Consider the following 23010-nt stretch of genomic DNA (forward strand, 5'->3'; position numbering starts at 1 on the left):
GCCCCTCGGCGACATCAGCCAGCGCCAGCCTGAAGCGTTAGCACGACGATCGCAGCCGCAGACTGACGCGCGGCGCGGATACCGGCGGGACGGCGGACATGTCGACCGCCTCCGGATGCAGAGTTTTTGCGACATCGCACGCGATTCGGCGTCCTCGCGCCTCCGAGCCGACGTCGATCGTGGTCACACCGAGGAGTGCGGCGAGAGGGTGATCCTCGATCCCGATCAGAGCGATGTCGCCCGGCACGTGCAATCCCAGCTGTCGGAGCGCCGTCGCGGATCCGATCGCGATTTCCGCGGTTCCGGCGATCAGTGCCGACGGACGCGCCGAACTCCCGGTCACCGCTGTCACGGTCGCTGAGAAGCCGCCCTCAACGGTGGGCGCGGTTCCGGAGCTCGTCGCGGCGACGAACGAGTCGGAACACGAGCGGAAGAAGCTGGTCTCACGGGAACCGTCGTAGTCCGTGCGTTCCGGGTCGGCATGGGCAACACCGATGTAGTGAACGCTTCGATGCCCGAGCCTGCGCAGATGCTCCGCCGCCGTCGCCGTCGGGTCCAGCGTTCCGACGGTCTCGTCCTTCCCGTAAGAGCCGATGGCGATGAGCTTCTCACCGCCGATCTCGCGCTCACTCTCGGCGACAGTTCTACCGAGGAGGACGATGCCGTCGAAGCGGTCTCGGTCTCGGCGCAGGAACGCGGCGTCATCGCGCCCCTGCCCCCCGGAGGGCTCGACGAGCGTCACGCTCAACCCCTGCCGAGCCGCCTCGGCATGGAGTCCGCCGAGCGCTTCGATGAGAGCACTGCGACGCAGGGACGCGACCACGGCGGCGACGCTGTCCGTTCTCCCGGCCGAAAGGACGCGGCCGATGTAGGACGGACGGTACTTCAAGCTCGCGGCGGCCCGATTGACTTGGTCGATCGTGGCCGCGGAGGCCCTCCCCCCGTTCAGCGCCCTGCTGACGGTGGAGGGCGAGACCCCCGCTGCGCGTGCCACATCGGTGATCGTGGCGGGCGGCATCGACTACCCCTTCACGGCGGACGAAGCGACGCTCTGGATGAAGAACCGCTGGAACAGCAGGAACACGACGACGACGGGGATCACCAGCAGGACACCGAACGCGAAGATCTGTCCCCAGTCGGTCGGCGGCTGAGCCTTGAACACCGCGATCGCGAGCGGCAGCGGCCGCACGGCCGGTTGGTCGATCATCATGACCGGGAAGAGGAACGACGACCACGCCGCCAGGAAACTCAGGATCGTCACCGACGCGAAGACGGGCTTGGACATCGGCACGATCACCTGGAAGAACACGCGCCACGGGCCGGCGCCGTCGAGCCGCGCCGCCTCCTGGATCTCGCCGGGGAGCCCGATGAAGAACGTGTAGAAGAGGAAGATCGAGAACGCCGAGGCGATGAACGGCAGGAACTGCACGAAGTACGTGTTCCGGTAATCGTTCAGGAGGTAGAACAGCGGCACCGCGATCGCCTCGAACGGCAGGATGACGAGGATCACGACAAGGGTGAGGACCGCGTTGCGACCCCGCCAGCGCAAACGGGCCAGGGCGTACGCGATCATCGAGTTCACCACGAGCCCGCCCACGACGATGAAGAAGCTCACGATCGCCGACGTGAGGTAGAAGTTCCAGAAGTACCCGGACTGGGGCCCGTTGAACCTGTTGATCACACCGATGTAGTTGTCGAACGACATATCGACGGGGAGGAAGCCCGCCATGCCGGCGAACACCTTCGCGGACGGCTTGAACGACCCGATGATCATGTACGCGATCGGTGCGAAGAAGAAGAGTGTGACGATCGACAGGACGACGTACGCGAAGAACTTGCGACGACGCTCGCGGGCAGCCATCGTCAGGCGCGGACCGCGTGGCGAAGGGCCGCTGCGCCGTGCCGCGGCAGCGTCGCCGCGGGTCAGGGTGGACGTGCTCATGAGATCTCCTTGTCCTGGCGCAGCAGACGGCGCTGCACGAGCGTGATGAGCATGATGATGATGACGAACACGACTGTCATCGCCGAGCCGCGGCCGACGTTGTTCTCCAGGAACGCCGAGGTCACCGCCTGGTACATGACCGTGGTCGTCGCATCGTTCGGGCCACCGCTGGTCATGATGTAGACCTGGTCGAAGAGCCGCAGCGAGAAGATCGTCGTGATCATGATGATGAAGATGAGCGTGTTCTTCAGGCCCGGCAGCGTGACGTGGACGAACTGCTGCCATTTGGAGGCCTTGTCGATCGACGCGGCCTCGTAGAGCTCGGGCGGAATGTCCTGCAGTGCCGCGAGGACGATCACCATCTGGAAGCCGACGCCCGCCCAGATCGACATGAGAGCGATCGAAGTCAGTGCCAGGGCAGGGTTGCCGAGCCAGTCCTGCGGCGGGATGAGCCCGAAGCTGACCCATGACAGGAACCCGTTGAGCAGGCCGGACGCGTCTCTGGCGAAGATGAGGGTCCAGATCACCGCGACGAGCGCCATGGGGAAGACGACCGGCAGGAAGAAGAAGGTGCGGAAGGCCGCGATGCCCTTGAGCTTCTGATTGAGCAGCACGGCGAGACCGACGGCGAGCGCGGTCTGGACCGGCACCACGATGAGCGCGAATGTGAAGTTGTTGATCAGGCTGCGCCAGAAGATCGGGCTGAGGTCGGGATCGAACAGGATGCGGCGGTACTGCTCTAGCCCCATGAACGTCGGGGGCCGAGCATTGTCCAGCCGCACGTTGTAGAGCGAGAGGACGAACGCCATGATGAACGGCACCACGACCATCGCGATGAGCAGGATCAGGGCCGGCAGGCTCATGAGGAGCCCCGCGCGCTGGTCGTGACCGAACGTCGATCGGCGCTTGCGCACCTTCACGGTCTGGATGGGGACGGCGGTGATGGACATGCTCGTGCTCCTTGTCTCGACGCTGAGGGGGTGATCCGGGCGCGGCCCCCGCCGCGCCCGGATCGTTGATCGTCAGTCCTCGTACCCGCCGTTGTCGGCGTAGTCGAGATCGATGGTCTTCACGGCCTTGTCGAGCTCGGTCTGGGCGTCGGCTCCTCCGTAGATCGCCCAGAACGCCTCACTGAACGCGCTGTTGATCACGGGCCAGGCGGGGCTGATCGTGCGCGGCACGGTGACACAGTCGGGCGTCGGCGGCTCCGAGCCGCACGTGAGCTGGAGCTGGTCGTAGTACAGGCGCAGCGGCCCACCCTCGGCGTACAGTTCGCTCGCCGCGATGGCCGACGTCGTGCCGGGAACGGCACCGTTGGCCGTCGTGATCTGGGTGATCCACTCGTCCTGCATCAGGAACTCGAGGAACTTCGCACCGGCCGCGGCATTCGGGGAGTTCGCACCGATGCCCCACGCGTGGGAACCCTGCCCGCTCTTGGTGCCATTGCCGAAGTCGGGCAGCGGAAGCACGACGAGGTCATCACCGAGAGCCTCGGCGTAGGAGGGGTAGTTCCAGTGGCCGACCCACGACAGGCCGACGCGCCCATCGGTGAACGCCTTGTCGTCGGCATTGGGATCGACGTACTGCCGCCACGTCGCGAACCGCGTAAGAGCGTCAGCGACCTCGGGCGCGTTCAGGGTGCCCTCGGCCGACCCGCCCTTCACGAGGGGCTGACCCGCAGAGTTCACGACCGGGGTGAAGGCATACCCGGGCCAGGTGCCGGCGTAGTTCTCCTTGATGTCCAGTCCCTTGCCGCCGGGCGTGACGCCGGCGAGCGCGACGACCGCGTCCTGGAACTCATCGACCGTCCAGGCGTCCTCGACCGTCGTCGGCACGTCGGTGATCCCCGCCGCGGCCAGCAGCGATGCGTTCCCGTAGAGCCCGAGTCCGGAGTCGTACTGTGCGACCGCGTACACGTTGCCGTCCGAGTAGGTCCCTTCGGCGAGGATCGACGGGATCTGCGACTGGATGGTGTCGTCTGCGACGAGTCCGTCGAGCTGGCGCAGCTTGCCCGCGTACACGAGCGCACCCAGCGTCTCGCCGTCGAACTCGTAGACGTCCGGTAGCGCGTCGACATCGGTCGACGCCAGCGTCTGACCGTACGTCGCTTGGGGGATGAGCGTCAGTTCAGCCGTGATGTCGTCCTGCGACTCGTTGAAGGCGGCGACGACGTCTTTGGCCGCCTGCACCTCGCCTTCCTGACCTTCCTGTGCCCAGATGGTGATCGTGCCGGTGGCGTCGCCGGCGTCGGGCGCTTCCCCCCCGCCGGACGCGCATCCGGCAGCCAGGAGGGCGGTGATGACGATGCCGCTGCCCAGCGCGAGGGATCGGGCTCCCCTGCGCAGCATCCGGCGGTGTGCTTGCCTGCTCATGTGTTCTCCTTAGAACGCATACCCCGCGGAATCGGAGTTTCTGGACCGGCCTCGACTGCGAGATACCGGAGATCGTGTTCGGTGCGAGTTGACGCGCGTCAACGATCGTGGAACCAGTATGGTGAGGGGGTTGACGCGCGTCAACAAGGAAATGTAACAATGAAGTAACGGCACCCTCGAGGCGCCATGCTCGAACACCGGAGTACGAGGAGATCACCCATGGCCACACGCGCCGACGTCGCCCGCGTCGCAGGAGTGTCCGAAGCCGCTGTGTCGTATGCCATTAGCGGCAAGCGCCCGATCTCCGATGCGACGCGGTCGCGCATCTTCGCCGCGATGCGGGATCTGGATTATCGACCGAACGCCATGGCACGAGGGCTGGCCGGCGGCAAGAGCATGATCATCGCTCTCCTGTTCCCCACCAGGGAGCGGGGCATGTCCAACGCCGATCTGGAGTACGTGCTGGGCGCCGCGAACACGGCGCGCGAACAGGGGTATCACCTCATGCTGTGGCCGACGGACGGGCTCGATGTGCTCGAGGCCCTCGCCCTTCAGAAAGGGGGGATGATCGACGGTGTGCTTCTCATGGAAGTGCAGATGGAGGACGAACGCGTCGACATCCTCGTCGACGCCGGAGTCCCCCTCGGCCTGATCGGGCGCACCGCGGATGCCATTCCCGGCGTCGTCGCCGCCGACCGCGACTTCGAGCGCGTCGCTGATCGGGCGGTCGCGCACCTGGCAGATCTCGGCCACCGCCGGATCGCCATGATCGGCGGCTCGACATCGACCGTCCACCGGAGATTCGGCGCCGTGCTGCGGGCGGAGAACGGCTTCGAGGACGCCTGCCGCCGCCGGGGGCTGACGCCGCACATCTTCCACGTGGACTCCTCGGTCGATGCGGGTCGCGTCCTCTACGACGATCATTTTGCCGCCGACCTGGAGTACACCGGCATCGTCGCCATGAATGCGGACGCCGTCGTCGGCTTCATGGCGGCCGCGCAGAATCACGGCGATCGCATTCCTCGCGAGCTCTCGGTGATCTCGATCGGGACGCCGGACAACCTCGTCGCGCTCACCGTCCCGCCGCTGACGACCATCTCGCCTCCGGCGCGGGCCATCGGCGCGGCCGCCGCGAAGCTGCTCATCGCGCATATCGGCGGCGCGGAGGAGGCGCCGCCGCCGGAACTCTGGGAGGGCGAGCTCGAGGTGAGAGGCTCCACCGGCCCGGCGCTCCAGGTGTCGCCGGAGAGCGCAGAGCAGGTCACCCCGTGAACCGGTCCGCCGTCTCCGCAGACCCGGATTGGTGGCGCGATGCCGTCGTCTACCAGGTGTATCCCCGCTCGTTCCGGGACGCCGACGGCGACGGTCTCGGTGACATCGCCGGCATCATCGAGAAGGTCGACCATCTCGCTGGCTTGGGGGTGGATGCCGTCTGGCTGAGCCCTTTCTACCCATCGGCGCTCGCCGACGGCGGCTACGACGTCGACGACCACAGAGCCGTCGACCCGCGGCTCGGGACCCTCGCCGATGTCGCCGATCTCGTCGCCGCGCTGCACAGCCACGGCATCCGGCTCATCGTCGACATCGTGCCGAACCACTCGTCCGACCGCCACGAATGGTTCCGCGAAGCGCTCGCCTCTCCCCCGGGTTCGGCTGCTCGTGCGCGCTACATCTTCCGCGACGGACGGGGCCCGGGCGGCGACCTGCCGCCCTCGGACTGGCCGAGCCGCTTCGGGGGTGCCGCGTGGACACGTGTCATCACCGATGGCCGGCCGGAGCAGTGGTACATGCACCTGTTCTCGCACCACCAGCCGGACTTCGACTGGACGAACGAGGACGTCCGTGAGGACTTCCGCCGGACGCTGCGGTTCTGGGCCGATCTGGGCGTTGACGGCTTCCGCATCGACGTGGCCCACGCCCTCACCAAGGATCTGTCCGAGCCGCTGCGCTCCAAGCCCGTGATCATCGACTTCGACAACCCGGACTCGGGTGACGACGTGCTCTTCGATCGCAACGAGGTGCACGAGATCTACCGCGACTGGCGGACGATCTTCGACGGCTACGACCCCCCGCGCATCGCGGTCGCGGAGGCCGCCGTCAACGCGAAGCGACGCCCGCTGTACTGCCGCCCCGATGAGCTGCACCAGGCGTTCAACTTCGATCTCCTCCACGCACCGTACGACGCCACGCGCTTCCGCCGGATCATCGAGGAGAACCTCGCCATCGCCGCCGAGACCGGCACGTCCTCGACGTGGGTGCTGGGCAACCACGACATCGTGCGCCACGCCACGCGCTACGGGCTGCCGACAGACACCAGCCTCGAAGCGTGGCTGATGACCGGCGGAACCGAGCCCGAATTGGACCGTGCGCGGGGACTCCGACGCGCACGAGCCGCCACGCTTCTGATGCTCGCCCTCCCCGGGTCTGCGTACCTGTACCAGGGTGAGGAGCTCGGCCTGCACGAGGTCGCCGACCTGCCGCTCGACGTGCTTCAGGACCCGATCCACGTCCGCACAGACGGCGCGGAGAAGGGCCGAGACGGATGCCGCGTCCCGGTGCCGTGGACGACACATCCGCCGCACTTCGGGTTCACCGCCGCGACCCCGCAGCTTCCGATGCCACCCGATTTCGGAGCGGTCTCCGTCCAGGCTCAGAAGGCTGATCCGACCTCGACGCTGTCGATGTACCGGAAGGCCCTCGCGCTGAGGTCCGAGCTGCGGGGCAGTGGGCTCGCCTCACCGGCTCTCGAATGGCATGAGACCGAACGACCTGCAAACCTTCTCCACTTCACGCGGGGCGAGTGGGGGTGCGTGATGAACTTCGGGTTGGAGGACGTGCCGCTGCCTTCGAGGGACATCCTGATCAGCAGTTCGCCGCTCGCGGGCGCCGCTCTGCTGGGCGACACCACGGTCTGGTACCGCGTCACCGAAGGGGCATAGGAGTCCGCCTCCGACGCCATCCGGCATCGGCCGGCCTGCGATCAGCGCGTTCAGCCGGCCGGCGGATCCAGCTCGTCACGCACGATCCGCGCCCCCGCACTGAGCGCCGCAAGCTTGCCGAGCGCGACATCCCGGGGCAACGGCGCCATCCCGCAGTTCGTGCTGGGGACGAGGTCGCCGGCGTCGACGTACGCGAGCGCCTTTCGGATCGTGTCGGCGACCTCCTCCGGGGTCTCGATCATGGTGCTGGCCACGTCGATCGCGCCGAGCATGACCTTCTTTCCGCGGATGAGCTCGACGAGCTCCATCGGGACGTGGGAATGGTGGCTCTCCAGCGAGACGACGTCGATCGCGGACCGCTGCAGGAGCGGGAAGGTCTGCTCGTACTGCCGCCACTCCGAGCCGAGCGTCGCCTTCCAGTCGGTGTTCGCCTTGATGCCGTAGCCGTAGCAGATGTGCACGACGGTTTCGGCCCGCAGTCCTTCCGCGGCGCGCTCGAGTGTCGCGACACCCCAGTCCCGGACGTCGTCGAAGAACACGTTGAACGCGGGCTCGTCGAATTGGATGATGTCGACCCCCGCCGCTTCGAGTTCTCTCGCCTCCTGATTGAGGATCGTCGCGAACTCCCATGCGAGCTTCTCGCGACTCTTGTAATGCCGGTCGTACAGGGTGTCGATCATCGTCATCGGGCCCGGAAGCGCCCACTTGATGGGCTGATCGGTCTGGGTGCGAAGGAACGCGGCGTCATCGACGAACACGGGCTTCTCGCGGCCGACGGCACCGACGACGGTCGGTACGCTCGCGTCATACCGGTTGCGGATCCGCACCGTCTCGCGCTGCTCGAAATCGACCCCACTCAGATGCTCGATGAAGGTCGTGACGAAGTGCTGGCGCGTCTGCTCGCCGTCGCTGATGACGTGGATGCCGGCGCGCCGCTGCTCGTGCACGGCGATTCGCAGCGCATCCTGCTTGCCCTCGGTGAGCGCGTCGCCCTCCAGCTTCCAGGGCGACCAGAGGGTCTCGGGCTGCGCGAGCCAGGACGGCTTCGGCAGACTGCCGACGATGGAGGTGGGCAGAAGCGTGGTCATGGCGGACGATCCTTCGGAGGTCATGCGACGGGGACGGGCCGGCCGGTCGCCCACTGCTCGAGCGCTCTCGCGTGCGGTTTCAGAAAGTGCTCTTCCGCGTACTTCCCCTGCTTGATCGCGAGCTGACTGCGCTCCACCCGGTCGTACGTGATCGGCACCCGCGCGAAGTCCTGATGCTCCAAGCGTGGACGGTACACGGACGGAGCGGCAGCGCTGGCGTTGTAGATCTCCGGCCGGTAGATCTTCTGGAACGTCTCCATCGTGCTGATCGTCCCGATCAGCTGCAGAGGGGAATAGTCGTTGAGCAGATCACCGCGGAAGTAGAACGCAAGCGGAGCGACGCTGCCGGGAGGCATGAAGTACCGGACCCGAAGGCCCATCTTGGCGAAGTACTCGTCGGTCAGCGAGAAGGCGTCCTGACAGTACTCGACCCCGAGGATCGGATGGCGATTGTCGGTCTGGGAATAGGTTCTGCTCGTCGAGACGCTGATGCAGATGACGGGAGGGAGCACGAAGCGCTCGCGGTACGCCGGAGAGTCCAGGAAGTGCTGGAACAGCTTGCCGTGCAGCTCGCCGAAGTCTCGCGGCGTCGCGAACTCGGCCGATTGCTCGTTGACAGCCGGCAGCAGGATGCTGAAGTCGAAGTCGCGGACGTAGGACGAGAAGTTGTTCCCCACGATCCCGTGCCGGCGGATGCCGGTGACCTGGTCCACGATCTGGATGTCCAGCATCTCCAGCAGCGGGAACTCCGGCTCCTCGCTGTCGTCCGTCAGCTGCACGCCCACCGAGACGATGTCGAGTTCGAGGGTGTACCGATCACCGTCCGGGTTGTCCCACGAAGCGAGATCGTTGAACCGGCGGTCGATCATCATCAGCGCGTTGCTTAGATTCTGCTGCCGTTCCCGCCCTCGCGCCAGGTTGGCGAAATTCGTCGTGAGCCGGGAACTGTCGGATGGTGCGTAGTCGGCATCGAAGCGCGTCGTGGTGATGCGGAAGGTGAGAGCGGTCGCCATGAGCGGGCCAATCCAGTGGCTGATCGGCCGGGCTCGGCCTGCAGGGAGTCGATGCGTCCCATCGTGCAGTCAGAGACGTCCCATCGGGTAACTCGCCCGCGCTATGCCTGCATATAGTCTCTGCCTATGGCTCGCGCATCGAACGGCATCACCCTCCAGCAACTCGGATACTTCATCGAGGTCGCGGCGGAAGGGTCCATCAGCGCCGCAGCCGACCTGCTCTACGTCTCGCAGCCGACGATGTCCGCAGCGATGAAGGACCTCGAGTCCCGCGTGGGTCGGTCCTTGCTCCTGCGCTCCGCGCGCGGGGTCACGCTCACCGCGGACGGTGCGGAGTTCCTCGGATACGCCCGGCAGGTGATCGAGCAGGTCTCCCTCCTCGAACAGCGCTATCTGGGCCGGCCCCCGTCGCGGCGCCTGCTCGGGGTCTCCGCGCAGCACTACTCGTTCGTCGTCGACGCATTCGTGAGGATGGTGCGATCCAGCGGTGCGGCGGAGTACGAATTCTCCCTGCGCGAGACCCGGACGTGGGACATCATCGAGGATGTCCGCACACTCCGCAGCGAACTCGGCATCCTGTACCGGAACGACTTCAACCGGAGGGTGATCGACAAGCTGCTGCGCGACTCCGGGCTCGCGTTCCGACCGCTCTTCCTCGCCGAGCCGCACATCTTCATCTCCCGGAAGAACCCGCTCGCGACTCGAGATCGGGTCACACTCGCCGATCTCGCCGACCTGCCGCGGCTCACCTTCGATCAGGGAGCGAACAACTCCTTCTACTTCGCCGAGGAGATCCTCTCGACGCTCTCGAGCAGGCAGGAGATCCGGGTCTCCGACCGGGCGACCATCTTCAACCTCATGATCGGCCTCGACGGGTACACGATCTCGACCGGAATCATCAGCGACGACCTCGACCCCGAGATCACCGCGATCCCGCTCGAGGTCGAAGAGTCCATCGAGATCGGCTGGATCGGCCATTCCGCGATCCCCCTCACCGAGCAGGCACAGCGCTACCTCGCCGAACTTCGATCCGTCGTGACAGATTTCGGGGTGACGTTGATCGGCTGATCCGCACGCGACTTCCAGGCCGCCTGACGTGTTCGCGCGCAGTCCCGTGAGCTTCCAGACCAACGCGGATGGCCCGGACCGACCCGGGCCTGCGTGGCGGAGACGGAGGGATTTGAACTCCGCCGATTCAGCTCGCACCCGAGGTGATTCAGGGTGTTTCGCGCCGGAAATCCATGGTCCGCTTTGGTGTAGGTCGAGGTTTACAGACGTTCACGGCGACCCAGAGTTTCGCAATCCTTTCTCATTCTTGGCAGGCCACGGTGCGTCGCACGCCCAGCGTTCGATGTTCCTCCGCCGACCCCGCGGAACTAAAGGCATGGCCGAAGAGCCTCTACTTGTACTGGCCTTCACCCCCACTTCGCGATTAGAAATTCTCGCGGACGTCTTCCTGTCGCCCCTCAGCCTTACGTGCTGGCGTGGACTCCGGTGAGCTCGGATGAGAGCTGCCAGATGCGGGACGCGTCTTCAGGGCTGCGCAGACGGGAATAGAGCTTCTGTTGAGCGGGGCGTCCGCCGAGGTGTCCGGGACCGCTCGGGCCGAAGAACCCGCCGTCGGCATCCGTGGTCGTGGCTGCCAGAAGGGCAGGCAGAGCCGCGGTCGCGACCGTGCCGAGCAGGATGCCTCGCTCCGAGAGCGCCCGGATGATCCGGCGGCTCCCCGTCTCACGAGTGCGTCCGAGCTCGGGCCGCGCCGCCAGAAGGTTCGTCGGGGCGACACCCGGGTGCGAGAGCGCGCTGGTGATGCCCCACCCTTCGGCTCGGCTTCGACGGCTGAGTTCGAGCCCGAAAAGGCCGAAGGCGATCTTCGATTGGCTGTACGCGCGCATTCCGTCGTAGCTGCGCTCCCAGTTGGGGTCGTCCCAGTTGATGGCCCCCTGGTTCGCCGCGATGCTGATCTGCGAGACAACGCGCGCCTGCCCGGCTCGCAACAGGGGAAGCAGGTGTGCGACCAGCGCGAAGTGCCCCAAGTGGTTGGTGCCGAACTGCACTTCGAACCCATCGACCGTGGTCTGCCGGGTCGGCGGGGTCATCACGCCGGCATTGTTCACGAGCAGGTGCACCGGGCGCCCGTCGGCGAGGAGGCCCGCGGCGAATCCGGCCACCGAGTCCAGCGACGAGAGGTCGAGATCGCGAAGCTCAGCCGATGCGGTCGGCGCAGCATCCCGAACGGCGGCGATCGCGGCGTCACCCTTGGTGCGGTTGCGGACGGGGAGGATCAGGTCCGCGCCCGCGGCGGCGAGGCGGGTGGCGATGACGAGACCCATGCCGTCGCTGGCGCCGGTGACGATGGCCCGAGTGCCAGTGAGGTCGGGGAGCGTGATGTCGATAGGTGTGCGCGTCATGATCCCAGCATCGACGGGCGCCAGACCGGCATCCAGGGATCGCTGATCCATGGATCAGTCTGCTCTGGGCAGGTAGAAACGAGGCATGGTCATTGATCGGGCTGCGCTCGCGGAGTTCCTGCGTCGTCGACGAGCATCACTGCAGCCCGAAGATGTGGGGCTTGCAGCGGGCCCGCGCCGCCGGACCGACGGTCTCCGCCGCGAAGAGGTCGCCGGACTCAGCCACATGTCGACCGACTACTACACCCGCCTCGAGCAGCAGCGCGGCCCACAGCCGTCGGAGCAGATGATCGCCTCCATCGCTCAAGGACTGCATCTCACGCTCGACGAACGCGATCACCTGTTCCGCCTCGCAGGACACACCCCACCCCCTCGGGGAGGGATCAGCGAGCACATCAGTCCGGGGATGATGCGCATCTTCGATCGTCTCGAAGACACCCCGGCCGAGATCGTCACCGAGCTCGGCGAGACACTGCGTCAGACGCATCCCGCCCGTGCGTTGACCGGCGACCTCACCCGCTACACCGGACCATCGCGCAGCATCGGCTACCGCTGGTTCACCGACCCCACCACCCGAGCGCGATACGACCCCCGCGATCACGACTTCCTCGGCAGGATGTTCGCTTCGGGTCTGCGACAGTTCGCAACGATTCGCGGCTCCGGCTCGCGAGCCGCAGCGCTCGCCGCTCAGCTTCTCGACGAGAGCGAAGAGTTCCAGCGGGTCTGGGAGCTTCACGAAATCGGGGTCCGCCCTCGCGACACCAAACGCTACGTGCACCCCCACGTCGGCGCGCTCACCCTGTCGTGCCAGACCTTGCTTGACGAGGAACAAGGGCACCGACTGCTCGTCTACACGGCGAACCCCGGGAGCGAGAGTCAAGAGAAACTCACCCTGCTCACGATGATCGGCGCCACCGATCCCTGACGCCCCACCCACCGGGCCGGACTATCCCCACCTCGTCGCCACAAGCCGCGGAAAACAGTGGTTTTCGTCCTTCGGCCACCCACCACAGCACTTCGACACCAAGGCGCCGTGGACTCCTCGTCACTTGACACCGCCACGCCGCACGTCGGCGCACAACCACATCGATTCACGAAACGGTGTGAACTCGGGTGATCGGCTAGCTTGGTCTCGGATGACGCCAGCTCGTGCTTCCGCGTGAGGCCGCATGAATCGGGCCACACCGAAACCAAACAGCCACCGAACGGTCATTGGCGGCGAAGACACTGGAAGGATTTCGTTTGCCCAGATCATCCCTCTCCGAGGTTCGACACTCGATATATAATATGGGGGATAGCCGCACCGATGGTGCCCACGAGAGAAGGGCTCGATTGAAGACCGGGACAGATTGGCCAATTCCAGCCTCACGAGCCGGGCGCGGTCAACTCAGTGATGAAGCCAGCGACTACCTCCGCGAACTCGTTGTCTCGGGCCAGATCCGGCCTGGCACTCGTGTCCGCCCGGAGTTGATCGCTGAGGCTCTGGACATCTCCTCGACGCCGGCGCGTGAGGCTCTTCAGGCTCTGCGAGTTGAGGGGTTCCTGCGCTACGAACCCCGGCGTGGCTTCACCGTCGCGCACTTGACGGGCGCAGACATCAGAGACGTCTTCACCGCGCAGAGTCTGCTCGCTGGCGAGCTTGCCGCCCGGGCGACGTCGCGTGCCAATGCAACAGACTTGGACAATCTTGAGAAGATTCAAGATCGCCTGCGGGCCGCTGCTGCGCGGGACGACGCCAAGGACGTGGAGCAGCTGAACCACGACTTCCACCGCACGGTCAATCTGCTGGCGGCCGCGCCGAAGATCGCCGCGACCATCGGCTTGCTCTCAAAGTACGCTCCGCGACGCTTCTACGCCTCCATCTCGGGCTGGCAGGCCGCGACGCTCGAGGATCACGATGCTCTGTTGCGCGCGCTTGCCGCGCATGACCCAACTGCCGCGCGAGCCGCGATGGCGACGCACATCCTTCATGCCGGAGAACTCTTGGCTGCGCACTACGACGAGCGAGTCGACTCCTCAGATCAGTAGGACTTGGGCATTCCAAGGGCTTTCGTCCCCACGTAGGAGAGCACCAAGTTGCTGTTGACCGGTGCCACCCCATAGAGGCGCGTTTCCCGGAACTTTCGCTCGACGTCATACGTGTCGACGAAGCCGTATCCGCCATGAGTATCGAGCGCCACGTTGGCCGCCTCCCAACTCGCGTCGCTGGCGAGCAACTTGGCCATATTGGCCTCTACTCCGCAAGCCTCGCCGCGATCGAAGCGCTCCGCCGCGTCAAAGCGCATTAGGTCTGCCGCGCGAATCTTGGTGTAGGCACGTGCGATGGGGAACTGGACTCCTTGGTTGACCGCGAGCTTGGCGCCGAAGCGCTCCACTTCATTCGCGTAGGCCGTCGCGCGGCTAATGAACCAGTAGCCGTCGCCGATGGCCTCGGCAGCGAGCAGGACTCGTTCCGCGTTCCAGCCATCGAGGACATAGCGGAAGCCCTTGCCGACATCACCGATCACGGCATCTGCCGGCACCCGCATCCCTCGGTAGCTCACTCGATTGGTAGCGAAGTTGAACATCGTGCGGACCGGCTCGACGATCAGCGCCTCGGGTTGCTTCGCGCGCACCTCTCTCAGGTCGACGAGAAAGAGGGTGAGCCCATCAGCGCGGCCCCGACCGTCGTTACGGGGTGAGGTCCGCGCCAGAACGAGCGCGAGGTCCGACTGATCGATTCGACTAGTCCAGCTCTTCTCACCGGTGATTGTCCAACCATCCCCGTTGCGGACAGCCTCGGTCTCGATTCGCGTCGTGTCGGAGCCGGCGGTCTGCTCCGTGATCGAGAACGCCTGGAGTCGCAAACTGCCGCCCGCGAGACCCGGCAAGTACGCTCGCTTCTGCTCGTCACTGCCGTGCCGGAGAAGGGCTGCCATGGTGTACATCTGGGCGTGGCATGCTCCGGAGTGTCCGCCCGAACGGTTGATCTCCTCCAGAATCACACTAGCGTCCCCTATTCCCAGGCCCAGGCCGCCGAACTCGGTCGGAATAAGCGCAGAAAGGAATCCCGCCTTCGTGAGGGCGTCAACGAACTCCTCGGGGTAGCCGCGGCGCTGGTCGAGCTCTCGCCAGTACTCGTCCGGAAATTCGCTACAAAGTGCCGCGACGTCCGCACGAAGTCGCTCACGTTCAATCATTGTCAATCTCCATACTATGGATTATATATAATAGACTACGAAGCGCTATCTAACTTGACCGAAGAGAGCGGAGCGTCTCCGTCAGCGTGTCGCCACCTTTTGACGAGCGCACGAGCAGAATCAGGACCGACTAACTCCGCCGCCTTCTCAGCAATGTCCTCCCAATTAGGTGGACTCGAAGGGGAACCTCGGAAGCTCTCGGTGGTCCGCGCGATCTCCTGCCCATCGTCGAGCAACACGCGCACCTCGGCGGTCCATCTGGAAGGGTAGGCGGCCTCCACCTTCGCGCTGGTCACGGTGTGGATTTTCGACATCCACGGCGCCAACCGCTCGGCCACGGACGCTGCGTTATCGAAGTCCTCGAGCCCGGCTCGACCCGTGGTGAAGGCGAGCGCCGCACCAAACGGCATGTTGAACTGGGCATCCACCGTCGATGCGACGCTCAGCTTCTGAGCGGGTGGAAGCGAAACAAGAGCTTGTCCCGCCTCGATGACTGCCACGTCTATGCGGGCAATCTCGTCACTCGTGAGGTGCCCGAGGGACATGTGCAGGTCCGCCAGCAGATCCATAGCGCCGTGCATATACCGGCAGCACGCGAAGAACTTTACGCTTGTGGAAAGCACACCTCGCCCCGCGCAAAGGTCCAGCTCGTTGCCCGCCGACATTCCGCCGCCGTAGAGGCGCAACCACCCGTGGTCGCCCTCGATAGCGGCTGCGGGCGCACGGAAGCCAGCGCGAGCCAGGCGCGCAGCGCGAATGCCCGCGGAAGCCGCATGGCCGGCATTGAGTCTTTTCGTCCACGCTCCATCCGTGAGAAACTGCAGGCTTCCCGCCGCGAGGTTGGCGCTCAGCGAGAGTGCATTCTGCGTTTGCTCTACGTCCAGTTCGAGCAGCCGAGACGCTGCAGCTGCTGCCCCCAGAGCTCCAGCGACAGCTGTGGGATGGAAACCACGTCGGTAGACCTCCGCCGCACCGATCAGCACCCCGCTGGACGTCATCACGTCATAACCGACGTTCGCAGCGGCGAGAGCCTCGTCCACGGAGATGCTGTCGAGATCGGCCAGCGCGAACACAGTTGGCCAGATGACAACACCGGGATGCGTCGAGGACTCCTCGTGAGTGTCATCCAGTTCCAGCCCGTGCGCTGAGATCCCGTTCACCAGGGCAGCCGCTTCGGCGGGCACTCGCGCCTGCGAACCTTCGATGTGAGCGCTCCCGGCGTCATCACTCACTGCGGCAACGGCGGCAATAGCCGACGGAGCCCGCGAGCCAGCGCGTGCAAGGGACAGGTAATCGACAGCCAGCATTCTCAATCTGTCGGATGCGGTCTCGGGTACGGGGGCCCTGGTTGCATGCTGCGCGAGGTCGGCGGTCATCGGAGCGGCGTCCATCCTTAAGCGCTCCCCCCTGCCCCGAATTCTGCACGGATTTGTTCGCTGTGCTCACCGATCGCGGGAACTGGGCCCATGAGAGGCTCGCGGCCGAATACCGTGACGGGGGGAACCGTTGCTCGAACGACGCCGCTACGAGTCGCAATGTCACGCCAGCGGCGGCGAGCTTCGAGCTGCGGGTGATCTGCAAACTCCTGCATCGTCCTCAGCCGCGCGTTCGCTATTCCCGCCGCATCCAGACGCGCCTCGGCCTCATCGACACGGATACCGCTGAACGCGGCTGCAAGCACATCCTCGAGGTCCTGACGATGCGCCATGCGCCCGGTGTTCCCCACGAAGCGATGGTCCTCAGCGAGGTCGGGGCGATTCAGCACGTCCCTGCACAAGGCAGCCCACTCGCGATCGTTTTGAACACCGAGAAACACCGTTCCATCCCTGCACGCCATCGGTCCGTAGGGAGCGATTGAGGCATGGCGCGCGCCGGCCCGGGCGGGGTCAGCCCCGCCGTAGCGCGCGTAGAAGTAGGGCTGCGCCATCCACTCCCCGAGTGCTTCTAGCATCGACACCTCGAAAACTTGCCCCGCGCCCGTCTTTTCACGCTCGTAGAGAGCGGTAAGCACACCGGAGTAGGTGTACATGCCGGCGGCGATGTCAGCAATGGAGATTCCGACCTTCGCGGGGGCGTCAGGTGAGCCCGTCACGGAGACGAGGCCGGCCTCGCACTGGATAAGCAGGTCGTACGCCTTCTTCTTCTCCGCAGGTCCGCCGCCACCGTATCCAGAGATCGAAGCGGCGATGAGGGAGGGTTCCTCGGCATGCAGTTGCAGCGGGTCAAGTCCAAGACGCCCGACGGCGCCGGGGGCGAGATTCTGAACGAAGACATCCGCCGTTCGGATGATTCGACGTATGAGGGCGATCCCGTCGGCCGTCTTGAGGTCCACGACCACGCTCTCCTTGCCGCGGTTGAGCCACGTGAAGAAGCTCGATTCGCCGTAGACCTTCGTGTCGTAGTCGCGCGCAAAGTCACCTTCAGGGCGCTCGACCTTGATAACACGGGCGCCAAGGTCCGCCAACTGTCGGGTGGCGAACGGTGCCGCGACAGCTTGTTCCAGAGAGAGGACTGTCACGCCGGCAAGCGGGGCATTCGTCATCGCGTGCCCGCCTCTGCCAGTATCCGACGAGCCCGCTCGATGACGGGGCGGTCGATCATCTTTCCATCGACCGCCTTGGCGCCATGGGTGGGACCGCCGGCTCTAACGACAGACCACGCCCAAGAGATCTCGAGGTCCGTTGGAATGAACGCGTCGTGCGTCAGGCCGACCTGACGAGGATGGATGCAAAGCTTCCCTGTCATCCCGATGGCGCGCGCCCGCTGAACAGAGTCGGTCAATGCATCATCATCGGATAGCGCCACGCTCACACCGTCGATCGGGGCGGCGCACTGTGCGGCTCGCGAGTCGAGCACGAGGTCAGCTCTGACCAGATCCATCGTCGGATCGGCATCCGGGGTCCTTTCCACCGCGGCCTGCCCGAGATCGAGCGCGAGATCGATCGTTCCGAGCGCGAGGCGCGTGACGGCACGCGAGCGCGCGAGAGCATACGCGTGCCGAACGCCGACGGCCGTCTCGACGAGTGCGACGACCTCGCCGAGACCTGTGGTGTAGTTCTCGAGGATGGATGCGTCCTCAGCCTTCGGCACCATGACGCCTGCGAATCCGCTGGCGCGTGCTGCGCCGAAGATCTCACGGTCATCGTCGGCGAAAGAGGTATCCAGACCGTTCACGCGAACAATGAAGAGCTGATCACGCCCGAGCCCGTCGTGGACCGCCCGGGCGATGCTTTCGCGCGCAAGGTCTTTCCTCGCCGCGTCGACGGCGTCCTCGAGGTCGAGCACGACCACGTCGGGGCGAGCTGCGGCTGCGGAGACGAAGCGCGCCGGGCGGTCGCCTGGGACGAAGAGCAGGGAGCGCGCATCTGCGAGTGACCGACTCATCGCGCTGAAGCCTCGTCAAGACTGGCCGTGTCCGGTCGTCTGACGTCAGCGAGCGGAGCCATGCCCCGGCGGTAAACCATGAAGGTACGCCGGTACGAGATCACGATAACTCCGTCTTGATTGAAACCCTCCGTGACCACGGTGACGAGTCCGACAGCCGGGCGCGACCCCGAATCTCGAAGCTCGAGGACGCGGGAGCGGGAGTACAGGGTGTCACCCTCGAACACAGGCGCCGGGAGCCGCACCACGTCCCATCCGAGGTTCGCAAAGACGTTCAGGGAGAGGTCGATCACTGACTGGCCCGTTACGAGCGCCAGCGTGAGAGTCGAGTTCACCAGCGGCCTGCCGAACTCCGTAGAGGCGGCGTAGGCAGAGTCGAAGTGAACCTTGGCGGTGTTCTGCGTGAGCAGAGTGAACCATGTGTTGTCAGTGGCCGTGATGGTTCTCCCCAGCGGGTGATAGTAGGTGTCTCCGATCGCAAAGTCTTCGAAGAATCGCCCCTCCCACCCAGTGACTTCCTTCCCAGTCACAGCTTCACCACCACAGTCTTGGTCTGCGTGTAGGCGTCCATCGCCTCATAGCCTTTCTCTCGGCCGTAGCCGGAACGTTTGAATCCGCCGAAGGGCAGCTCCACTCCCCCGCCCGCGCCATAGGTGTTGATGTACACCTGGCCCGCCTCGATCTCTGCGGCCATCCGATGCGCGCGACCGATGTCTCGCGTCCATACGGCTCCGAGCAGCGCGTAGTCGGTCCCGTTCGCCAGAGCGAGTGCATCAGCCTCGTCATCGAACGAAGTGGTGACGAGGACGGGCCCGAAGACCTCTTCCTGCGCGATCTCGGAGGCGGGATCGACGTCATCGATGAGAGTGGCGGAGAAGAACGCTCCTTCGTCGTACCCGGCCGGTATAGTGCCACCGGCGATGACTCGCCCTGAGCTAGCGGCCACCAACTGCTCTACCCGCTTCTGCTGCTTTACGGAGATGAGCGGTCCGAGGTCGGGGTCGTCGATACCGCGGCCCATTGTCACCGTCTCGAATCGTCGGCCGAGCCGTTCGATGATCTCGGCGTGAACGTGCCGGTGCACGAGGAGTCGTGCGCCAGCTGAGCAGGTCTGTCCGGCGTTCTGGATGATCGCCTTCAGCAAGACCGGGACGGCAGCGTCGAGGTCGGCGTCCGGGAAAACGATTTGAGCGGACTTGCCACCCAGCTCGAGGGTGGTGGGGACGGTCCGCTCGGCAGCCGAGCGCGCAATCTGTGCGCCGATAGCGGTCGAACCGACGAACCCGATGTGAGCCACCCCTTGGTGCTCAGCCAGGAGAGCGCCTGTCTCCGCGCCGATCCCCGGGATGACGTTGAGGACCCCCTTGGGTAACCCGGACTCGATCGCGAGCTCGGCGACCCGCACAGCAGAACGAGGAGTCTCGTCCGCCGGCTTGACCACGCATGCGTTCCCTGTGGCCAACGCGGGTCCTATCGCGCGTCCTAAGAGCTGCAGAGGATAGTTCCAGGCAAGAATGTGCGCAGCGACGCCGAACGGTTCGCGTCGGGTGTATACGACGTGGTCTGGCCCAATCGGAATCGAAAGACCGTAGTACGAGTCGATCGCGTGACCGTAGAAGGTCATGTATCGGGCACAAACGTCGACATCAGCGAGAGCCTGCGATAAGGGCTTACCCGTGTCCTCGCTCTCGAGGACCGCCAACTCGTCACGATTGTCGAAGATTAGGGAACCTAGTCGTGTGAGCACCCCCGCCCTTTGTTCGGGTGTGGCGCGCCTCCACAGACGCTGAGCTCGACCGGCGGCCTCGACCGCGGCATCCACCTCCGCGGGGCCGGAGCGGACGACGGTCCCGAGGCTACGGCCATCCGCGGGGTCGATGTTCTCGTAGGTTGCTGTGCAATCGACGGAGGATCCATCGATGAAGGCTAGCGTCTGAGCCAAAGCAGTCCTCCTTGTGAGGGCGAGAGCGCGCGCCGTCGCCCGTCTATATTTTATATATTACGCATACTGGATCGACTTTGGTGCACGTCCTCCGCGATCGAGAAAGATATGTTGTCGCAGACGACAGCGAGACTACCCATTGCCGCGAATCTCGCAGAGACTGGGCAGGGCCAGAGGCGCGAGGGCGGGCTCGGTGCCTACGGCACGCGGCCACGGAGAGGGTGTCATGGCTCATCCAGCTGCAACGTCGAGGCCGCGAGTCCGCCAAAGCGGGAGGCCACGCGCAAGCCCGTCGAGCTGAGCGACGGGAACCCACCCACCGCGTCGTGGTGATAAAATATAATATAGTAATCTCAATCAAAGGGTGATATCGATGAAGACCACCGCCGCAGTTCTGCGATCCGCTGACCCGAGCGACGATCGATACTCTGGTCTTCGGGTTGAAGAGGTCGAACTTCTGCCGCCCGGCCGCGGAGAAGTCCTCGTCCAGGTTGCATTCGCCGGCATCTGCCACTCCGACCTATCGGTCGTCAACGGAACACGCATCCGCCCACTCCCGCTTGTGCTCGGCCATGAGGCCAGCGGTGTCGTCGCCGAGATCGGCGACGACGTGGACGACTTCCAAGTCGGCGACCACGTGGTGTTCTCGTTCGTTCCACCGTGCGGCCGCTGCGAGTGGTGTGTAGTCGGGCGGCCAGCGCTGTGCGCGCCGGGGAACCGCGCCAATTCCGAGGGAACTCTTCTCACGGGGTCTCGTCGTTTCGTGGATGCCGACGGTGCGACTCTCTCCCACCACAACGGCGTGTCGGCTTTCGCTCGTCACCTGGTCGCATCGCGCGCATCCCTCATCCGAATCGAAAAAACGATCTCGTTGCGCGATGCTGCGCTGTTCGGGTGCGCAGTGGTGACAGGAGTCGGCGCGGTGCTCAACTCAGCGGGTGTGACGGCGGGAACAGGCATCACGATTTTCGGGCTTGGCGGGATTGGGCTAAGCGCAATCGCCGGGGCGCGTGCGGCGGGTGCGCACCCGATCATCGCCGTCGACAGGATCGCCCGCAAGCTGGACCTCGCTGTCGAGCTCGGCGCTACCCACGTTGTCAACGCGGAAAGCGACGATCCAGTGGCAGCGGTTCGCGCGCTCAGTAGAGGGGGCACACCAGCGGTGATAGAGAGCGTGGGCAGCGAACGCGTGCTGGCACAGGCCTATGCGGCGACGGCCGTGGGAGGTACCACGGTCACCGTCGGACTTCCGCACCCAGAACGCCAACTGTCGATCCCCGCGATCAGCCTTGTCGCGGAGGAGCGCGTCATACGTGGGTCGTACATGGGCTCGGCCGTTCCTCGGCGCGATGTTCCGCGATACCTCGAGTTGTATTCCGCCGGGCAGCTGCCCGTGGACCGCCTTGTATCAGACGTGATTCCGCTCGAATCGATTGCAGACGGGATGAGGGCGCTCGCTTCGGGCGATGCGATCCGGCAGCTCATCTCGATGTGAGCGGCCGGATCGCCACCCGTCACCTTTCGAGGGCACCGACCGCCTTCATCGCTGACCGAATCCACCCCAGCGCGTATGCCATTCCGGTATGCCACGGCGACGATGTCGCTATGAGGGGGGTGTGGTCGGGAATGACGACGCCGTCAAATCCCCCCTCGTGCAGGATGCGAAGGATTCTCTGCATATCGACATAACCCTCGTCGATGAATGTCTCACGATAGTCGGGGACTCGACCCTGCACATTCCGCAGATGGACGTACTGGATGCGTCCCGTAGCCACGAAGTGCTCGACAACCTCATATATGTCCTGGTCGGGCATCTCCGAGAGGGTCCCGACGCAGAACTCCATGGCGTTCGAGGGCGACCGATTGAGCCCCAGTACTCGGTCGTAGATGTGTGCCCGATGCACGAGGCGAGCCGCGCCCCTCAACTCGGGTAGGGGCGGATCGTCCGGGTGCAAAGCAAGGATGACACCCGACTCCTCAGCGACGGGGAGGATCTCGTTCAAGAACCGAGAATACCGATCCCACAGTTGCTCCTGCGAAATCGGCTCGACGAAATCGCCATTGCGGAGGCTGCGCTCGTAGAGTTCAGCGTCGTAGACCATGTTCCACACCATCCCCCGTGGGATGGGGGTCTGCTCAGAATTGGCGAATGTCGCAGAGAGCGCACCACCCCGCGCTGTCGGCTGATGCGGTCGACCCCAGACTCCGGCGATGCTGAAGTTGTAGCCCATCGTGGGGATGCCCGCGCGACCGACGTTCCGCACGACCTGTTTGACTCTGTCCATTTGTTCGTCCCGGCGCGGGCCGTCGAGGAGAACGTCGTACCAGTCTGCCGGGGCGAAGTTTTCTATGGACTCGAGAGTCAATCCCTGCTCGGAGGCACGGTCGCGCAGTTCTACGAGCGACTCATAGTCATACCGCGGGTCGTTCTCGTACGACCTCCGCAGGCCACCGCGCAGCCAGGTATCTTCTTTCTCGCCGAGCAGGCCGGATACGAAGTGCGCGACAATATGTGTCGCCCCGGCCTGTCGGGCGAAAATCAGGGTCTCATCATTCAGGATCGGACCGGGGATGCCAAGGCCAACCTTCATATGATCTCTTACCTTTCTTCTTCGTGGGTCATGATTTGAGGCTGCCGGCGGTGATGCCTTTGACGAGTGGTCGTTGCATGACGAGGGTGAACAGCACGATGGGGGCGAGGATGATGACTGCGGTTGCGCAGAGTTCTGCCCATTTGATC

The 23010-nt window shown here is 65.0% G+C and carries 20 protein-coding genes; 6 read left to right on the forward strand and 14 right to left on the reverse strand.

Annotated features, from left to right (window positions below; translation table 11 throughout):
* Nucleotides 1–37: 37 nt before the first annotated feature.
* The 4 genes from ABD197_RS15435 to ABD197_RS15450 form a co-directional block, all read right to left on the reverse strand.
* Complete coding sequence (locus ABD197_RS15435; protein ID WP_344055742.1) at nucleotides 38–1018, reverse strand: LacI family DNA-binding transcriptional regulator; 981 nt, start codon at nucleotides 1016–1018, stop codon at nucleotides 38–40.
* 3 nt (nucleotides 1019–1021) lie between these two features.
* On the reverse strand, nucleotides 1022–1942 hold the full coding sequence (locus ABD197_RS15440; RefSeq protein WP_344055743.1) for a carbohydrate ABC transporter permease: 921 nt from the start codon (nucleotides 1940–1942) through the stop codon (nucleotides 1022–1024).
* Entirely contained in the window at nucleotides 1939–2892 is a 954-nt protein-coding gene (locus ABD197_RS15445; RefSeq protein WP_344055744.1) for a carbohydrate ABC transporter permease, read from the reverse strand. Before ABD197_RS15445 ends, ABD197_RS15440 begins: the two co-directional genes overlap by 4 nt.
* 72 nt (nucleotides 2893–2964) lie before the next feature.
* Nucleotides 2965–4314 carry a type 2 periplasmic-binding domain-containing protein gene (locus ABD197_RS15450; protein WP_344055745.1) on the reverse strand — a complete coding sequence of 450 codons (1350 nt, stop codon included), beginning with the start codon at nucleotides 4312–4314 and terminating at the stop codon, nucleotides 2965–2967.
* Nucleotides 4315–4533: 219 nt separating this feature from the next.
* Here ABD197_RS15450 and ABD197_RS15455 point away from each other — a divergent pair, with 219 nt between their 5' ends.
* Together ABD197_RS15455 and ABD197_RS15460 are read left to right on the forward strand one after the other, a co-directional pair.
* Nucleotides 4534–5586 carry a LacI family DNA-binding transcriptional regulator gene (locus ABD197_RS15455; RefSeq protein ID WP_344055746.1) on the forward strand — a complete coding sequence of 351 codons (1053 nt, stop codon included), beginning with the start codon at nucleotides 4534–4536 and terminating at the stop codon, nucleotides 5584–5586.
* A complete protein-coding gene (locus ABD197_RS15460) occupies nucleotides 5583–7253 on the forward strand; it encodes a glycoside hydrolase family 13 protein (RefSeq protein WP_344055747.1) in 1671 nt (556 codons plus the stop codon). Before ABD197_RS15455 ends, ABD197_RS15460 begins: the two co-directional genes overlap by 4 nt.
* A 50-nt stretch (nucleotides 7254–7303) precedes the next feature.
* Here the strand turns inward: ABD197_RS15460 and ABD197_RS15465 are convergent, their stop codons facing one another.
* On the reverse strand, nucleotides 7304–8341 hold the full coding sequence (locus tag ABD197_RS15465; protein ID WP_344055748.1) for a methionine synthase: 1038 nt from the start codon (nucleotides 8339–8341) through the stop codon (nucleotides 7304–7306).
* A 20-nt stretch (nucleotides 8342–8361) separates the two neighbouring features.
* Nucleotides 8362–9354: a putative oxygenase MesX gene (locus tag ABD197_RS15470; RefSeq protein WP_344055749.1), complete on the reverse strand. Its 993-nt coding sequence runs from the start codon at nucleotides 9352–9354 to the stop codon at nucleotides 8362–8364.
* Nucleotides 9355–9480: 126 nt separating this feature from the next.
* On the opposite strand from ABD197_RS15470, the gene ABD197_RS15475 reads away from it, so the two are divergent.
* Entirely contained in the window at nucleotides 9481–10422 is a 942-nt protein-coding gene (locus ABD197_RS15475; RefSeq protein ID WP_344055750.1) for a LysR family transcriptional regulator, read from the forward strand.
* A gap of 404 nt (nucleotides 10423–10826) precedes the next feature.
* Here ABD197_RS15475 and ABD197_RS15480 read toward each other — a convergent pair whose 3' ends face one another.
* Entirely contained in the window at nucleotides 10827–11765 is a 939-nt protein-coding gene (locus tag ABD197_RS15480; protein ID WP_344055751.1) for an SDR family oxidoreductase, read from the reverse strand.
* A gap of 85 nt (nucleotides 11766–11850) precedes the next feature.
* Between ABD197_RS15480 and ABD197_RS15485 the strand changes: the two genes are divergently transcribed.
* Nucleotides 11851–12690 (forward strand): helix-turn-helix transcriptional regulator, encoded by an 840-nt coding sequence (locus tag ABD197_RS15485; RefSeq protein ID WP_344055752.1) that lies wholly within the window; start codon nucleotides 11851–11853, stop codon nucleotides 12688–12690.
* A gap of 407 nt (nucleotides 12691–13097) precedes the next feature.
* Complete coding sequence (locus ABD197_RS15490; protein ID WP_344055753.1) at nucleotides 13098–13793, forward strand: GntR family transcriptional regulator; 696 nt, start codon at nucleotides 13098–13100, stop codon at nucleotides 13791–13793.
* Here the strand turns inward: ABD197_RS15490 and ABD197_RS15495 are convergent.
* The 6 genes from ABD197_RS15495 to ABD197_RS15520 are packed head-to-tail and all read right to left on the reverse strand — an operon-like array spanning nucleotide 13787 to nucleotide 20270.
* On the reverse strand, nucleotides 13787–14944 hold the full coding sequence (locus ABD197_RS15495; RefSeq protein WP_344055754.1) for an acyl-CoA dehydrogenase family protein: 1158 nt from the start codon (nucleotides 14942–14944) through the stop codon (nucleotides 13787–13789). The genes ABD197_RS15490 and ABD197_RS15495 overlap by 7 nt on opposite strands.
* A 35-nt stretch (nucleotides 14945–14979) precedes the next feature.
* Nucleotides 14980–16320: an MmgE/PrpD family protein gene (locus ABD197_RS15500; RefSeq protein WP_344055755.1), complete on the reverse strand. Its 1341-nt coding sequence runs from the start codon at nucleotides 16318–16320 to the stop codon at nucleotides 14980–14982.
* 17 nt (nucleotides 16321–16337) lie between these two features.
* Nucleotides 16338–17486 (reverse strand): CaiB/BaiF CoA transferase family protein, encoded by a 1149-nt coding sequence (locus tag ABD197_RS15505; protein ID WP_344055756.1) that lies wholly within the window; start codon nucleotides 17484–17486, stop codon nucleotides 16338–16340.
* Nucleotides 17483–18328 (reverse strand): HpcH/HpaI aldolase/citrate lyase family protein, encoded by an 846-nt coding sequence (locus ABD197_RS15510; protein ID WP_344055757.1) that lies wholly within the window; start codon nucleotides 18326–18328, stop codon nucleotides 17483–17485. The genes ABD197_RS15505 and ABD197_RS15510 overlap by 4 nt, the downstream gene beginning before the upstream one ends.
* Nucleotides 18325–18858: a MaoC family dehydratase gene (locus tag ABD197_RS15515; RefSeq protein WP_344055758.1), complete on the reverse strand. Its 534-nt coding sequence runs from the start codon at nucleotides 18856–18858 to the stop codon at nucleotides 18325–18327. The genes ABD197_RS15510 and ABD197_RS15515 overlap by 4 nt, the downstream gene beginning before the upstream one ends.
* Nucleotides 18855–20270: an aldehyde dehydrogenase family protein gene (locus ABD197_RS15520; RefSeq protein WP_344055759.1), complete on the reverse strand. Its 1416-nt coding sequence runs from the start codon at nucleotides 20268–20270 to the stop codon at nucleotides 18855–18857. Before ABD197_RS15520 ends, ABD197_RS15515 begins: the two co-directional genes overlap by 4 nt.
* A gap of 373 nt (nucleotides 20271–20643) precedes the next feature.
* Between ABD197_RS15520 and ABD197_RS15525 the strand changes: the two genes are divergently transcribed.
* Nucleotides 20644–21765 (forward strand): zinc-binding dehydrogenase, encoded by a 1122-nt coding sequence (locus ABD197_RS15525; RefSeq protein ID WP_344055760.1) that lies wholly within the window; start codon nucleotides 20644–20646, stop codon nucleotides 21763–21765.
* A 19-nt stretch (nucleotides 21766–21784) separates the two neighbouring features.
* Here ABD197_RS15525 and ABD197_RS15530 read toward each other — a convergent pair whose 3' ends face one another.
* Nucleotides 21785–22861: a mannonate dehydratase gene (locus ABD197_RS15530; protein ID WP_344055761.1), complete on the reverse strand. Its 1077-nt coding sequence runs from the start codon at nucleotides 22859–22861 to the stop codon at nucleotides 21785–21787.
* Between the last annotated feature and the right edge of the window lie 149 nt (nucleotides 22862–23010).

The sequence above is a fragment of the Microbacterium lacus genome, assembly GCF_039531105.1.
Lineage (GTDB): Bacteria > Actinomycetota > Actinomycetes > Actinomycetales > Microbacteriaceae > Microbacterium > Microbacterium lacus.

Bases quoted from the DNA above. Each gene is read 5' to 3' on its own strand.
- ABD197_RS15435 (WP_344055742.1), bottom strand. From the start codon at position 1,018: ATGCCGCCCGCCACGATCACCGATGTGGCACGCGCAGCGGGGGTCTCG.
- ABD197_RS15440 (WP_344055743.1), bottom strand. From the start codon at position 1,942: ATGAGCACGTCCACCCTGACCCGCGGCGACGCTGCCGCGGCACGGCGC.
- ABD197_RS15445 (WP_344055744.1), bottom strand. From the start codon at position 2,892: ATGTCCATCACCGCCGTCCCCATCCAGACCGTGAAGGTGCGCAAGCGC.
- ABD197_RS15450 (WP_344055745.1), bottom strand. From the start codon at position 4,314: ATGAGCAGGCAAGCACACCGCCGGATGCTGCGCAGGGGAGCCCGATCC.
- ABD197_RS15455 (WP_344055746.1), top strand. From the start codon at position 4,534: ATGGCCACACGCGCCGACGTCGCCCGCGTCGCAGGAGTGTCCGAAGCC.
- ABD197_RS15465 (WP_344055748.1), bottom strand. From the start codon at position 8,341: ATGACCACGCTTCTGCCCACCTCCATCGTCGGCAGTCTGCCGAAGCCG.
- ABD197_RS15470 (WP_344055749.1), bottom strand. From the start codon at position 9,354: ATGGCGACCGCTCTCACCTTCCGCATCACCACGACGCGCTTCGATGCC.
- ABD197_RS15475 (WP_344055750.1), top strand. From the start codon at position 9,481: ATGGCTCGCGCATCGAACGGCATCACCCTCCAGCAACTCGGATACTTC.
- ABD197_RS15480 (WP_344055751.1), bottom strand. From the start codon at position 11,765: ATGACGCGCACACCTATCGACATCACGCTCCCCGACCTCACTGGCACT.
- ABD197_RS15485 (WP_344055752.1), top strand. From the start codon at position 11,851: ATGGTCATTGATCGGGCTGCGCTCGCGGAGTTCCTGCGTCGTCGACGA.
- ABD197_RS15495 (WP_344055754.1), bottom strand. From the start codon at position 14,944: ATGATTGAACGTGAGCGACTTCGTGCGGACGTCGCGGCACTTTGTAGC.
- ABD197_RS15500 (WP_344055755.1), bottom strand. From the start codon at position 16,320: ATGACCGCCGACCTCGCGCAGCATGCAACCAGGGCCCCCGTACCCGAG.
- ABD197_RS15505 (WP_344055756.1), bottom strand. From the start codon at position 17,486: ATGACGAATGCCCCGCTTGCCGGCGTGACAGTCCTCTCTCTGGAACAA.
- ABD197_RS15510 (WP_344055757.1), bottom strand. From the start codon at position 18,328: ATGAGTCGGTCACTCGCAGATGCGCGCTCCCTGCTCTTCGTCCCAGGC.
- ABD197_RS15525 (WP_344055760.1), top strand. From the start codon at position 20,644: ATGAAGACCACCGCCGCAGTTCTGCGATCCGCTGACCCGAGCGACGAT.
- ABD197_RS15530 (WP_344055761.1), bottom strand. From the start codon at position 22,861: ATGAAGGTTGGCCTTGGCATCCCCGGTCCGATCCTGAATGATGAGACC.